Origin of the sequence: Bosea sp. 685 (assembly GCF_031884435.1) — a bacterium.
GTDB lineage: Bacteria > Pseudomonadota > Alphaproteobacteria > Rhizobiales > Beijerinckiaceae > Allobosea.
In genome coordinates, this window is the sequence record NZ_CP134779.1 from 651833 (window position 1) to 665161 (window position 13329).

The 13329-nt window shown below is 65.0% G+C and carries 11 protein-coding genes; 3 read left to right on the forward strand and 8 right to left on the reverse strand.

Going from position 1 to position 13329, the window contains the following annotated elements:
• Positions 1-1215 (reverse strand): efflux RND transporter periplasmic adaptor subunit, encoded by a 1215-nt coding sequence (locus RMR04_RS04205; RefSeq protein WP_311913133.1) that lies wholly within the window; start codon positions 1213-1215, stop codon positions 1-3.
• Positions 1216-1356: 141 nt separating this feature from the next.
• Between RMR04_RS04205 and RMR04_RS04210 the strand changes: the two genes are divergently transcribed.
• Positions 1357-2028 carry a TetR/AcrR family transcriptional regulator gene (locus tag RMR04_RS04210; protein WP_311913134.1) on the forward strand — a complete coding sequence of 224 codons (672 nt, stop codon included), beginning with the start codon at positions 1357-1359 and terminating at the stop codon, positions 2026-2028.
• A 30-nt stretch (positions 2029-2058) separates the two neighbouring features.
• Here RMR04_RS04210 and ggt read toward each other — a convergent pair whose 3' ends face one another.
• A complete protein-coding gene (gene ggt / locus RMR04_RS04215; protein ID WP_311913135.1) occupies positions 2059-3666 on the reverse strand; it encodes a gamma-glutamyltransferase in 1608 nt (535 codons plus the stop codon).
• A 239-nt stretch (positions 3667-3905) separates the two neighbouring features.
• Here ggt and RMR04_RS04220 point away from each other — a divergent pair, with 239 nt between their 5' ends.
• Positions 3906-5117 (forward strand): M24 family metallopeptidase, encoded by a 1212-nt coding sequence (locus RMR04_RS04220; protein WP_311913136.1) that lies wholly within the window; start codon positions 3906-3908, stop codon positions 5115-5117.
• Positions 5118-5138: 21 nt separating this feature from the next.
• Here the strand turns inward: RMR04_RS04220 and RMR04_RS04225 are convergent, their stop codons facing one another.
• Positions 5139-6458 carry a hemolysin family protein gene (locus RMR04_RS04225; protein WP_311913137.1) on the reverse strand — a complete coding sequence of 440 codons (1320 nt, stop codon included), beginning with the start codon at positions 6456-6458 and terminating at the stop codon, positions 5139-5141.
• 342 nt (positions 6459-6800) lie between these two features.
• Between RMR04_RS04225 and RMR04_RS04230 the strand changes: the two genes are divergently transcribed.
• Positions 6801-7673, forward strand: coding sequence for an undecaprenyl-diphosphate phosphatase (locus RMR04_RS04230; RefSeq protein ID WP_311913138.1), 873 nt, complete (start codon positions 6801-6803; stop codon positions 7671-7673).
• Positions 7674-7708: 35 nt separating this feature from the next.
• Here the strand turns inward: RMR04_RS04230 and RMR04_RS04235 are convergent, their stop codons facing one another.
• From RMR04_RS04235 to RMR04_RS04255, 5 genes are all read right to left on the reverse strand, one after another.
• On the reverse strand, positions 7709-8371 hold the full coding sequence (locus RMR04_RS04235) for a GntR family transcriptional regulator (protein ID WP_311913139.1): 663 nt from the start codon (positions 8369-8371) through the stop codon (positions 7709-7711).
• 161 nt (positions 8372-8532) lie between these two features.
• Entirely contained in the window at positions 8533-9555 is a 1023-nt protein-coding gene (locus RMR04_RS04240) for a TRAP transporter substrate-binding protein (protein ID WP_311913140.1), read from the reverse strand.
• A gap of 24 nt (positions 9556-9579) precedes the next feature.
• Positions 9580-10860 carry a TRAP transporter large permease gene (locus RMR04_RS04245; RefSeq protein ID WP_311913141.1) on the reverse strand — a complete coding sequence of 427 codons (1281 nt, stop codon included), beginning with the start codon at positions 10858-10860 and terminating at the stop codon, positions 9580-9582.
• Positions 10857-11387, reverse strand: coding sequence for a TRAP transporter small permease (locus RMR04_RS04250; protein WP_311913142.1), 531 nt, complete (start codon positions 11385-11387; stop codon positions 10857-10859). The genes RMR04_RS04245 and RMR04_RS04250 overlap by 4 nt, the downstream gene beginning before the upstream one ends.
• Positions 11388-11389: 2 nt before the next feature.
• Entirely contained in the window at positions 11390-12793 is a 1404-nt protein-coding gene (locus RMR04_RS04255) for an FAD-binding oxidoreductase (RefSeq protein WP_410492197.1), read from the reverse strand.
• Positions 12794-13329 lie beyond the last annotated feature (536 nt).

A 13329-nucleotide genomic window follows, 5' to 3' on the forward strand; every position in this document is an offset into this window, starting at 1 on the left:
TCAGTTCTTCACCGTGCCGGGCGTGTCCGTATCAGCAGCCGCGCGCTGCGCCGCCGGCCGCAGCTCCCCGCTTGCCTCGTCGATCGTGACCTCGTTGGCCGTGACCGCCTGGCCGACGCGCACGAGCTGCCCGCCCTCGACGATCACCTTGTCACCGTCACTGAGGCCGGTATCGACCAGCCAGTTGTTGCCGATGGTGCGGCGGGTCACGAGCATGCGCTCCTCGACCTTGCCGTCCTTGTTGACGAATTTGGCCGTGGCTTCGCCCTTGGTATTGCGGCCGACAGCGCGCTGCGGCACCAGGTAATTATTCTCGGCGATGCCCTCCTGCAGGATGGCGCGCGCATACATGCCGGGCAGCAGCAGCCGGTCGGGATTGGGGAATTCCGCCCGCAGGGTGAAGGTGCCGGTGGTCTGGTCGACATTGGCCTCGGCGAATTCGAAGCGTCCGTCCTGATTGTAGAGCGTGCCCGTATCGAGCCTGAGCTTGACCGCGACATTGGGGCCGCTGAGCTTCAACCGACCCTCAGTGAGCGCGCTGCGGAACTTCAGCAGGTTGGTGCTCGACTGGGTGATGTCGACATTGATCGGGTCGAGCTGGCGGATGGTGGTGAGCGCGTCGGTCTGGCTCGCCGTCACCAAAGCGCCTGGCGTCAGGGAGGATTTGTCGATCCGCCCGCCGATCGGGGCAACGACCTTGGTGTAGTCGAGATTGATTTTCGCCGTGGCGAGGCTCGCCTTGGCCGAGGCGACGTCGGCATTGGCCTGGGCCAGGGCCGAGATCGCATCGTCGAGGTCCTGCTTGCTGACGGCGTTCTGGCGGACCAGGTCGCGGTAGCGGTCGAGCTTTGCCTGGGCGCTCGGTACAGCGGCCTCGGCTTTCTGCAAGGCTGCGGCGGAGCTGTCATAGGCCGCCTGGTAGCTTGCCGGATCGATCTCGTAGAGCACGGTCCCGGCCGCGACCTCGCCGCCTTCCTTGAAGAGGCGCGACTTGATGATGCCGTTGACCTGCGGACGCACCTCCGCGACGAGGCTCGCCGAAACCCGGCCCGGCAGTTCGGCCGTGATCGCGACGGGCTGCGGACGCAGGCTGACCACGCTGACCTGCATCTGCACGGTCGGCGGGGCGGGGCCGGCCGCCTTCTCGTTGCAGGCCGAGAGCAGAAGCCCTGCGGCAATGGTTGCGACCGCGATTCGCCCACGCAATACGGGCATGCCGCAGTGCGAAAGGCTGGTCTCGCGATGTTGCATCCTCAAGCGCTGCACAGCATCACCCTATTTTGGAAACTTAAGAGTACCCTTATGGCTTGCAATCTTCCGCTGTCAATCGCATGGAGGTGAAATAAGGGGAAACATATGGCGCAGGGTCTGACGATAACGTGTGAGGACGCGGCAGCGGCGGCCAAGGGAACACCCGCGCGCGGGCGCCCGAAAATCATGGCCGACGAGGCCTTGCGCGCGATGATCGTGGCCCATGCCAGGGATGCTTTCCTCGAGGTCGGCTATGCCGGCACGACGATGGATCTCGTCGCGGCACGTTGCCGCATCTCGAAGCGGACGCTCTATCGCCTCTTCCCCGGCAAGACCGATCTGTTCACGGCGGTCGTCATCCTGCACCGGCAGTCGATGTTCGATCTGCCGCGCCCCGACGATGAAGAGCTGCCCGTGACCGAGGCCCTTGAAGCGATCTTCAAGATCGACATCGACGAAGCCGCCGATCGTGAGCGCATCGCGTTCATTCGTCTCGTCATTACGGAATCGACCCGATTTCCCGAGATCGAGCTCTTGATTCTACGCGACGGCGCCGAGGCGTCGCGTCGCCTTCTCGCGGAATGGCTGGCACAGCAAGTGGAGCGCGGCCTCATCGAGCTCGCCGATCCCTCAAAAGCGGCACGGATGCTGATGGACATGGTGTTCGGCGTGTTCGCGCGCCGGCCTCACCATGACGAATGGGGTTCGCGCGAAGAGCGCCGCGCCTATGTGCGGATGTGCATCGACATCTTCGTCAATGGCGTCGCACGCCACTGAAGCGCGCAGCGCGCGCCAGGCGCGCCGGTTTCAGACCTTCAGGGCCATGCCGTCGCGCTGCGGATCGGCGCCGCCCGACCAGTTCGCCCCTTCCGCGCGGATGCCATGCGGCGCGCCGAAGGCGAAGGATTGGTAGGACCGGTTTACGGTGTAGCCTTTGGCTTCCAATGCGGCGGTGACGCGGCGTTCGATGCGGTTGGAGACGTCGATCGTGTCGCTCAGGCAGACGATGCGCGGCGCGGCGACCGCCTCGGACATACTCATTCCGAAATCGATGACATTGCTCAGCGCTTGGGCGATGGCGGGCACGATGAAGGTGCCGCCTGGCGCGCCGATGGCGATGATCGGCGCCTCGTCCTTGAACATGATCGTCGGCGCCATGGCGCTGCCGCGCGCCTTGCCCGGAGCGATCGAGCCGGCGCGGCCAGGACGGGGGTCGAAACCGCTCATCGAGCCGTTATACATGAAGCCCAGGCCGGGGGTGATGCCGCCCGATGGCTGGCCAAGGGTGTGGGTGAGCGTCACCGCATTGCCCTCTTCGTCCATGACGCAGACGACGGTGGTGTCCGGTGGATCCCTGGACAGCTCCGAGCGCGCCACGCGCGCCTTCCCGCCGGACCGGATCGCGTCGGCATGGCCGGCGGCATGGGCCTGCGAGAGCAGCCTGTCGATCGGCACGTCGACGAAGTCGGGATCGCCGATATGGGCGTCGCGATCGATCGTCATCCACTTCATCGCCTCGGCGAGGATCGCAATGTGCTCGGCGCCGTTGTGCTCGAGTGCGCCGATCTCGAACTCCTGCAGGATATGCATCAGTTCGATCAGCGAGACGCCGCCAGCGGCGGGCGGGTTGCCGGCGATGCGCAGGCCGCGATAGGCGCCCCAGACGGGTTGCTTCTCGCGCACCTTGTACTCGGCGAGATCGCGCTTCGTCAGCAGCCCGCCTTGCCTTGCCATGTCGGCGGCGATCTCCTCGGCGATCGCGCCGGTGTAGAAGATCTCAGGGCCGGCTGCGGCGATGCGCTCCAGCGTGCGGGCGAGGTCGGGATTAGTGATAACGTCGCCGGGGCGCTTCAGCGTGCCGTCGGGGTGGAAATAGATCGCGCGCCCGGTCTCGCTGTGGCGGAGCTTGTCTTCGGTGTTGATCTGGCCGGTGCTGCGCTGGTCGATCGTCCAGTAGTAGTGGACATAGGGGCGGATCGTGAAACCGTCGCGCGCCTGCCGGATCGCCGGCGCCATGACGTGCCTGAGGTCCATCGTGCCGAAGCGCGACAAGGCCTCAGCGTAGCCCTTGACGTTGCCTGGCGTGCCGGCCGCGAGATGGCCGAGCTCGTTGGCGTGGTCGCTGAGCAGGAAGACGAAGCCGTCGCGGGTCTGGCCGACGAAACGGTCGGCCCACATCTCGGGTGTGGCTGCGAGCGGCGCCAGCGCCAGGAATTCGAGCACAGTGTGCACGCCGCGTTTCGGCATGCTGATCTGCATCGCGCCGAACCCGCCGATCCCGCACATCTGCGGGTCGACCACGCCCTGGCTGAAGGCGCAGGCGATGGCGGCGTCGATGGCGTTGCCGCCCCGACGCAGGATGTCGGCGCCGGCTTCGGCAGCCTCGGGCTGGGCCGCTACGATCATGCCGCGCATATATGTGTCTCCCTGGTCCCGTCGCGCATCATCGCCTTGAGGCTACGTCGCTCCGGAAGAGGCAGCATCGCGCGTCGCGTGGCGATCCACCACCCGCAAATCCGCATGCGCTTTCAGCCGACAGCGCAGGTGCCGTTTCGAGCAGATGCGGTCCATAACAAGCCCTTCATCGCTCCGATCGGTCTCTAGAGGTTGATCGGTCCAATGCTTTTGCGACCGGATGAATGAGGACACGACCTATGACGATTGGAGTGGGCGGATCGAGCTTTGAGGCCGAGCTCGCCAAATTGAAGCCGATGACGGATGGCATCGAGCCGATCGCGGTGACCGAGTTCAAGACTCGCATCGCCAAGGCGCAGGCCCTGCTGCGTGAACAAGGTCTCCAGGCGCTCTATCTCGATACCTCCACGAGCCTTGCCTACTTCACCGGCATCCAGCTCACCTTGTCCGAGCGCCTGCATGGCGCGGTCATTCCGGCCGAGGGCGAGATCGTCTATCTCAGCCCGACCTTCGAGGAGCCGAAGACGCGGGAATTGATGCGCTTCGGCGAGGAGGTGCGCTGCTGGGAGGAACACGAGGACCCAACGGAGCTTGTCATCGAGACCATCCGCAGCCTGGGCTATGAGAGCGGCCAGGTCGCGCTCGATCCGCATACGCCGTTCTATATCGTCGACGGGCTGCGCAAGGCCGGCAACCGTTTCTCCTTCACCCAAGGCAGTTCAATCACTGCGGCCTGCAGGCAATTGAAGTCGGCAGCCGAGATCGCCTTGATCCAGCGCGCCATGGACATCACCATGGAGGTGCACCGGGCGGCTGCCCGGGCGCTGCAGGTCGGCGTCACCACTGCTCAGGTCAAGCTGTTCCTCGACCAGGCGCATCGCAAGCTCGGCATGAGCTGGACCAGCGGCGCCGCCCAGTTCGGCGAGGCGACCGCCTATCCCCATGGCGTGCCCTATGAGCAGACGCTGCAGGACGGCGACATGGTGCTGATCGACATGGGCACCAAGGTCGGCGGCTATCGCTCCGACATCACCCGCACCTATGTCTTCGGCGAGGCCAACCCTCGCCAGCGCGAGATCTGGAACCTGGAGAAGAGAGCGCAGCTGGCAGCGTTCGATGCGGCTGTCCTGGGTGCGCCCTGCGAGGCGGTGGACGCTGCGGCGCGCGGCGTCATCGAGGCGGCGGGCTTCGGCCCGGGCTACAAGGTGCCGGGCTTGCCGCATCGCACCGGCCATGGGCTCGGCCTCGACGTGCATGAGGAGGCCTTCATGGTGAAGGGCAACAAGACGCCACTCCAGGTCGGCATGTGCTTCTCCGACGAACCGATGATCTGCATCTATGGCGAGTTCGGCGTCCGCCTCGAGGACATCATCTACATGGCCGAGGACGGGGCCCACTGGTTCACCAAGCCGGCTCATTCCGTGGACGACCCGTTCGGCTACGAAGCCTGAACGCGCGGCGTTGGGCGCCGATCAGGGCCCAGTCGTCGCGAGCAGCTTGTCGATCCGCTTGCCGTCCATGTCGATGATCTCGAAGCGCCAGCCTTCATAGTCGAAATGCTCACCGGCTTCCGGAAGCCGGCCGAGCTGGACCAAAGCGAAACCGGCGATGGTGTGAAAATCGCCTTCCACCGATCCCGACCGGAAGCCGAGGCGGGCGAAGGCGTCGTGAGCCAGCATCGCGCCGTCGAGCAGCAGCGAGCCGTCTTCGCGCTCGACGATATCCGGCTCTTCGCCTTCCGCATCCGACAGGTCGCCGGCGATGGCCTCGAGCAGGTCGGTTTGGGTGACGATCCCTTCCAGGCTGCCATATTCGTCGATGACGATGGCGAGGCGGACCGGCGCCTTCTTGAACTGGTCGAGCACGCGGAAGATCGGCACGCCTTCGTGAACGACCACAGGTTCGCGGATGACGGCCATCGGGTCGAGTGTCTTTCCGTCGAGCACCTGGTCGAGCAGGTCCTTCTTCAGGATCATGCCCAGGGGCTCGTTGACATCGCCGCGCCCGACCAGGAGCTGCTCGTGGCGGCAGGCGCGGATGGTGCGCAGAATCTCGGCCGGGCTATCATCGGCGTCGATCCACTCGATGTCGCGGCGTGGCGTCATGATGTCGCCGATACGGCGGTCGCCGATATTGAGGACGCGTTCGACGACCTCCTGCTGCGTCTGCTGGAGAATGCCGGCTTCCTGGCTGGCCTGGATGAGGAGCTTGAGCTCCTCCGGAGAATGCAGCGCTTCCTCGCCCGTACCTGGCCGCAGGCCGCATAGCCGCAGCAGGAGATTGCCGAGGCCGTTGAGCGCGATGATCGCAGGCCGGAGCAGGAACAGGAACAGGCCAAGGGGGCGCACGATCCAGAGCGCAGTGCCTTCGCTGCGCTGGAGGGCAAGACTCTTGGGGGCGAGTTCGCCCAGCACGATATGCAGCGTGGTGATGATGATGAAGGAGATCGCGACTGCGATCGCATGCGAACTGGCCGTCGCCAGGGATCCGGGCAGCGCGTTCAGCAAGGGCATGATCAGATGGGCGAGTGCCGGTTCGCCGACCCAGCCGAGCGCCAGGGACGAAATCGTGATGCCGAGCTGGGTGGCCGCGAGATTGGCGTCGAGATTGTCGACGGCCCGCTTCAGGGCGCCGGCATTGGTCCTGCCGGAATTGACCAGTTCAGTCACACGGCTGCGGCGGACGGCGACGAGGGAAAATTCCGCTGCGACAAAAAAGCCGTTCGCGGCAACGAGAACAAGTACGGCGAGTATCCCGATCAGATCGGGCATACCACCATCAGGACTAGGCATGGTCTCCTTTTGGGCAGCGGGCCGCCACGGACTATTGCGGGAGTTTCCCGTATAGCACGGCTTTGCCTGATGCGTGTGACCACATATGCGGCGATCGGGCCGGGGCGATGCTTCGCCCGAGCCCGGTGACTCCTGGCGCGGTGCGATTATTCTTCGGCTATGCCAGCTGGGCTGTGGCAAGACGTTGGGAACTCTGCCAATTCCAGCCTGGCCGCCGATCCGGGTTTCAGGTGGTCAGAGCACGCCAGGCTGGCAACCGCGCCTTCGGACAACGCCTCATTGAGCGACATCCCCGTCACGAGCGTATAGGACACCGAACGAGCTGGATGGAGAGCCTTCTCGATGGCGAGTGCATGTTCGGCCGGTATCGATACCGGGTTCGCTGCGTTGGATTTTGGGCAGATGGTCGTGCTGGGCCTCGTGCAGGGCGTCAGCGAATTGCTGCCGATTTCCTCGACGGCCCATATGCGCGTCGTCCCGGCCGTGCTGGGCTGGCCGGATCCGGGATCGGCCTTCTCGGCCCTGATGCAGCTGGCAGCGCTTGCCGCCGTGGTGAGCTATTTCCGGCGCGATGTCAGCGAGATCGCGACCGGGTCCTGGCTCGCGCTGAGGCGCCGCAAGACCGGCGGGCCGCATTTCAGGCTGGCGGTCGGCATCGTGCTGGCGACGATCCCGATCGTCGTTGCGGGCGTGCTGCTCGCGCCGCTGCTCAATGCCTGCGGCTCGCCTTTGCGCTCGCTCTGGGTGATCGGCGCGAGCTCGATCGTGATGGCGCTGCTTCTAGCCCTGGCCGAATGGCTGGCCCGTCATGACCGCAGCGTCGAGCAGGCCAAGCTTCGGGATTTCCTCTTGGTTGGCCTTGCCCAGGTCGGCGCGCTGATCCCCGGCGTATCCCGCTCGGGATCGACCCTGACTGCGGCGCTGGGCCTGGGCTTCAAGCGCGCGGAAGCCGCGCGCCTGTCCTTCCTGATCGGCTTGCCGGCGATCGCGCTGGCCGGCCTCAAGGAGGCGGTCGAACTCGCCAGGGCCGGCATCGACGCTCATGCCGCCGCACTGCTCCTGGTGGGCCTCGTCGCCGGTTCGCTGGCGTCATTTGCCGCGGTCTGGGGCCTCATGCGCTTTCTGGAACGCATGTCGAGCTGGCCGTTCGTTCTCTATCGCGGCAGCATGGGCATCCTGCTGTTGGCGGGAGTCGCGTCGGGTTGGCTGCATTAGCGGTAAGCGGTCGAGCGATAGGCGAGGGTTTGCTCTCAGCCCAGGAGCGCTTTCGCGTAGGTCTCGCCCGAATTGGCGATATGCGCGGTCATCAGGCTGGTGAAGCTCGCGAAGTCGCCGGCCTGGAAGAAGCCGAGGATGGCGCGGTGCTCCTCGAAGGAGCGCGGCGTCTGGACGTCGATGGGCGAACTCAGATTGGTCCGCAGCGCCGCGACGCGCCCGGCCACGAGCCGGTAGGATTCCTGCAGATAGCGATTGCCGCAATGGTTGAAGAAGGCCTCGTGCAGGGCAGTGTCGGCACGGCCATAGGCGACGTTGTCCTTGGCCTTCAGCGCCTGTTCCATCCCGGCGATCGCCGCCTCGATCTCGGTGACGACACTGTCGCGGTCACGGTTATAGGCGAGTTCGGCCGCCTTGGGTTCGAGGATGATCCGGAACTGGCAGATCGTGGCGATGTCCTCGGCATCGGGGCTGAAGACGAAGCTGCCGACCTGCGGCTTGACCACCACCAGGCCTTGCAACTGAAGCTGGTTGAGCGCCTCGCGCACCGGGGTTCGGCTGACGCCGAAGGACTGCGCCAGCATCTCCTCCGCGATGAAAGCGCCGAGCGGGAGTTCGCCTTCGATGATCGCCTGGCGGAGGCGCGCGACCGCCTTCTGCGCCAATGACTTCGTGGGCTGGAGCTTCAATGACAGCATGGCGAGGTTGGTTCCGCCTCATGAGGACGGCGACATGGAGCGGAGCGGGAATGCCCGAAGCCGGGAGAGGCTTCGGGCACTCTCAATAACAGATTCGCGTGGGAGTGAGCGGAGGGCCGGTGGCCAGCCTTTACCGCTCCAGATTCCGCAAGCGCTGGAAATCAGCTCCCGCGAATGCGCTTGAGATCTCCGAGGACGAGGTCGAGCGCCTCCTGTCCGATCGAGGCGGCATTGCGCTCGTAGATGACCTTGAGCTTGTCGCGCAGCCTTGCGGTTTCCTCGGGCGAGATCTCATTGACCTGCATGCCCGCGGCCTTGAGATTGGCGAGGCTGAGGTCTGACTTCTCGCGATTGACCTTGCGCTGCTCGGCTTGGCCGACGATGGCGCATTCCTTCAGCACGGCTTGTTCGGCTGGCGAGAGCGTGTCCCAGATCTTCTTCGAGAACAGCACCAATGTCGGGCTGTAGGCGTGCTTGGTCAGCGTGAGGTATTTCTGGACCTCGTAGAACTTCATGTTTTCGATGTTGTTGTACGGGTTCTCCTGCCCGTCGACCGTCTTGGTCTCCAGCGCTGAATAGACCTCGGAGAAGGCCAGCGGCACGGCATTGCTGCCGAGCTCCTTGAAGGTGTCGATGAAGATGGTGTTCTGCATCACCCGCATCTTCACACCCTGGAAATCCTCGGCCTTGGTGATCGGCCGGCGCGAATTCGTGGTGTAGCGGAAGCCGTTCTCCCACCAGGCGAGATTGATCACGCCGACGGCCGGCAGCTTGTCCGAGAACCAGGTCCCGGCCTTGCCGTCGAGAACCTGGTCGGCCTCCTTCTCGTCGTTGAAGAGGAAGGGCAAATCGAACACGCCGAGCGCCGGTACGATGCCGGTCAACGGTGCGGTCGAGGTCAGCACCATGTCGAGCGAGCCGGTGCGCACGCTCTGTGTCGCGGTGAGGTCGTTGCCGAGCGCTCCGTCCCAATAGGCTTGGATCTTCAGCTTGCCGCCGGATTTCGCCAGCGTGCAGGCGCCCATGGCGGCAAGGCCGTTGCCCATGGGGTGTTCCTTGCTGACGCCATTGGAGACGCGGATGTTGCGCTCCTTGAACTGGGCCGCGGCGGGACCGGCGACGCAAGTCAGAGCAACAGCGGCAAACGCGGCGGGCAAGCTCACAAGCAGCGATTTTTTCGTCATTTTCTTGATCCTCCCTTTTTGAAATCAGTGCGACAGCCAAGCCAGCGGAACCATCACCAGCCCGGGGAAAAGAACGAGCAGGAACAGCACGAGCAGTTCCGCCCAGAGGAAGGGCCAGAGCCCCTTCATCAGATCGCTCATCGAAATATTGGCGACGCCGCACATCACGTTCAGCACGATGCCGACCGGCGGCGTGATCAGCCCGATGGCGTTGTTCATGATGAAGAGCACGCCGAAATAGACGGGATCGATCCCCGCCTGCTTGATCACCGGCATCAGCACGGGGGTCAGGATCATCAACGTCGGCGCGAAATCCAGCGCCGTGCCGACGACGACCACGATCGCCATGATGACGAACATCAGCAGGATCTTGTTGCCCATGAAGGGGCTGAGCATCGCTGCGACCTGCTCGGGCAGCTCCGACAGAGTGATCAGCCAGGCCGAGATCAACGCGGCCGCGATCAGGAAGACCACGACCGAGGTGCTTTTGGCTGCCGCAACCAGCAGCGGATAGAGCTGGCGCAGCGGGAGTTCGCGGTAGACGAAGGCGCCGATCACGAAGGCGTAGACGCAAGCCGCGACGCCGGCCTCCGTCGGCGTGAAGACGCCGAACTTCAGCCCGCCGATGATGCCGAGCGGCATGACCAGAGCCCAGATGCCGTCGATGCCGGCGCGTGCGCGCGCGCCCCAATTCTGGCGCGGCAGCACCGTGACCTTGTCGCGGCGCGCGACCCATAGCCAGGCGAGGGTTAAAGCCAGGCCCATCATCAGGCCAGGCACGATGCCGGCGAGGAAGAGCTTGCCGATCGAGACATTGGCGATGACGCCGAAGACGATCAATCCGATCGATGGCGGGATCACCGGCGCGATGACGCCGCCAGCGGCAATCAGTCCGGCTGCGCGCGGAACATTGTAACCGGCCTGCCGCATCATCGGGATCAGCAAGGCGCCGATCGCCGCAGCGTCTGCCGCCGCGCTGCCGGAAATCGCGGCCATGACGACGGAGGCGAAGATCGCGACGAAGCCGAGCCCGCCGCGCAAATGGCCGACGAAGGTCAGCGCGAAGACCACGATGCGCCTGGAGATGCCGCCGGCGTTCATCAATTCGCCGGCGAGCATGAAGAAGGGGATCGCCAGCAGCGGGAAGCTGTCGGCGCCCTCGATCAGCTTCTGCGACAGGATCGCGGTGTCGATATTGCCCTGCATCAGCATGAGGGCGACCGCGCAGACCAGGAGCGCGAAGGCGATCGGCATGCCCAGCGCCATGGCGCCGAGCAGCGAGGTCGTGAAGACGACGACGGTCACGGGCGCAGTTCTCCGGCGACGGGCGGATGGGGCATCTCTTCGCTCTCGCTGACGTCGATCAATTCATCGTCCCGGATTACTCCGGTTGCGACGCGCCAGAGCTTGATAGCGGCGTGCAGGCCGATGCCGAGCGCCGTGACGTAGCTCACGCCATAGACCCAGATCATCGGCAGGCCGGTCACCGGCGCGGCCGTGGTCGCGTTCACCTCGTGCTGGACCCAGGTGCCCTCGAACAACAGGACGCAGCAGATCAGGATCAGGGCTTGGCTGAGGGCGAAGCAGATCAGCCGTCCGCGGCGCGACAGGGCGCGCACGACGGTGTCCATGCCGAGATGGCTGCCGTCGCGCATGGCCAGCACCGCGCCGATGAAGGTCAGCCAGACGAAGCAGAAGCGCGACAGCTCTTCGGAGACGACGATGCCGGAATTGAAGACGTAGCGCAGCACGACATTGCCGAAGACCATCACCACCATGGCCAACAGCAGCGCGGCCAGCAGCGCCTCGATGAGCTTGAAACCACGCGCCATGGTCAGATCACCTTGCCGGGGTTGAGCAGATTGTCGGGGTCGAGCGCCGTCTTCAGCGTCCGCATCAGCGCGATCTCGGGTTCGCTGCGGGCATGGCCGAGCCATGGCTTCTTCATAGTGCCGATGCCGTGCTCGGCCGAGACGCTGCCGCCGAGTTCGCGGACGAGGCCGTAGATGATCGCGTCCATCGCCGTCTTCGGCTGCTGCTCGATGGCAAGCCCCGGCACCCAGGCGACGAGATGCAGGTTTCCATCGCCGATATGACCGTAATAGACGCTCTCGCAGCCGGGGATGCCGGCGCTCAGCTCCGTCTTGCAGCGCGTCGCGAAGGTGTCCATGCGCGCCACCACGAGACCGATATCGTAGGAGACATGCGGGCCGAGCACCTGGCCGAACTCGGCGCAGGCGTCGCGGACGGCCCAGAAGGCCTGCGTCTGCGCATGCGATTGCGCGACGGCAGCGTCAGCGAGGACGCCGCGCTCCATCATGCCTTCGAGCCAGGCTTGGAAGCGCGCACCATCGGCCACCTCGTCCGAGCCATGCGTCTCGACCAGCACATAGAGGCCATGGCCGCTGCCGACCGGAGCGCGCACGCCGACGCGCTCGGTGACGACCTGCCAGTAATCCGGCCACATCACCTCGAAAGCCGAGAGGTTCGAGCCGAGGCCGTTGCGCGCCTCGCCCAGCAGCCTCACGACCGCGTCGTAGTCTGAGAGCGCGCAGAGCGCGGCCATGGTCGAGCGCGGCTTGGGGAACAGCCGCAGCACGACGCGGGTGATGATGCCGAGTGTCCCCTCCGAGCCGATGAAGAGATGCTTCAGGTCATAGCCGGCATTGTTCTTGAGCAACTTGTTCAGATTGGTGACGACCGTGCCGTCTGCGAGCACGACCTCGAGCCCGAGCACGAGATCGCGCGTCATGCCGTAGCGGATGACCCTGTTGCCGCCAGCATTGGTCGAGAGATTGCCGCCGATGGCGCAGGAGCCGCGCGAGCCGAGATCGAGCGGGAAGAGGAAGCCGGCGGCGTCGGCCGCGTTCTGGATCACCTCCAGCGGCGTGCCGGCCTTCGCCGTCATCGTGGCGCTGGCGGTATCGATCTCCTCGATGCCGGTCATGCGCTCGAGCGAGATGGCGACCCAGCCCGCCTCGGGCGTGGCGCCGCCGCAGAGCCCGGTCATGCCGCCCTGCGGCACGAAAGGCAGGCCCGCCGCACGGCAGGCAGTGACCGCCTGGGAAACTCCTGTCGCATCAACCGGTCGCACGACGGCCAGGGGCCGGCGAGGGAGCTGGGCGCTCCAATCGTTGCAGTTGCGCGCGGGAACATCGGCCCCGGTCAGGACGGCATGCGCCCCGAGCCCGGCCTTCAGATCCTCAAGCGCATCCTCCGCGCGACGGGGTTGATTCATCGCAAGCATCGCGTGACCGCCCTCTTGTATGTAAGGTACAGTTTTCTATGAGGCGTGGTGACGCAGGTCAAGAGGCGGCGGCTGGTCCGAAAGCCATTAAGCGAGAATCGACAACCAAAACGCGAGACCGGTAAACCAGATTCGGCCGTATGTGCCTGTGCGGGGAAGCCGGGTCGATCAGGCGCGAGCAGAATTTAAACCTATCGCAAGGGTATGATTTTTCTAATCAATTACGTTTTCCCCGGGGCGTCTCCGCTTCTAGGCGGGAGGTCATTTCTGGACCCGGCCCTTTTGTAGGACCAGCCGCATTTCGCAATGGATTTGGTGCGGTCCCGAAGGTCGCTCATGTGTAGCCGGCCTACTGGCCTGTCCCCGCAGAGCGATCCGGGGTGACTGTTTCTGGACGGTGGCCTTGAACTGAACAGTTCCTGCTTCACCTGAGGCCGCTTTGGTTTGCGTTATGCGCCATGGCTCTCAAACGCCAGGGATGAAGGGGGCGGCGGATGCTGGGGCGCCACACTCGACCAGCGCCTGTC

What these genes read in the sequence shown, in the direction of transcription:
- RMR04_RS04225 (WP_311913137.1), bottom strand. Translation starts at nt 6,458, where the DNA reads ATGCCTAGTCCTGATGGTGGTATGCCCGATCTGATCGGGATACTCGCC.
- ggt (WP_311913135.1), bottom strand. Translation starts at nt 3,666, where the DNA reads ATGCGCGGCATGATCGTAGCGGCCCAGCCCGAGGCTGCCGAAGCCGGC.
- RMR04_RS04205 (WP_311913133.1), bottom strand. Translation starts at nt 1,215, where the DNA reads ATGCCCGTATTGCGTGGGCGAATCGCGGTCGCAACCATTGCCGCAGGG.
- RMR04_RS04220 (WP_311913136.1), top strand. Translation starts at nt 3,906, where the DNA reads ATGACGATTGGAGTGGGCGGATCGAGCTTTGAGGCCGAGCTCGCCAAA.
- RMR04_RS04250 (WP_311913142.1), bottom strand. Translation starts at nt 11,387, where the DNA reads ATGGCGCGTGGTTTCAAGCTCATCGAGGCGCTGCTGGCCGCGCTGCTG.
- RMR04_RS04235 (WP_311913139.1), bottom strand. Translation starts at nt 8,371, where the DNA reads ATGCTGTCATTGAAGCTCCAGCCCACGAAGTCATTGGCGCAGAAGGCG.
- RMR04_RS04240 (WP_311913140.1), bottom strand. Translation starts at nt 9,555, where the DNA reads ATGACGAAAAAATCGCTGCTTGTGAGCTTGCCCGCCGCGTTTGCCGCT.
- RMR04_RS04210 (WP_311913134.1), top strand. Translation starts at nt 1,357, where the DNA reads ATGGCGCAGGGTCTGACGATAACGTGTGAGGACGCGGCAGCGGCGGCC.
- RMR04_RS04255 (WP_410492197.1), bottom strand. Translation starts at nt 12,793, where the DNA reads ATGAATCAACCCCGTCGCGCGGAGGATGCGCTTGAGGATCTGAAGGCC.
- RMR04_RS04230 (WP_311913138.1), top strand. Translation starts at nt 6,801, where the DNA reads ATGGCGAGTGCATGTTCGGCCGGTATCGATACCGGGTTCGCTGCGTTG.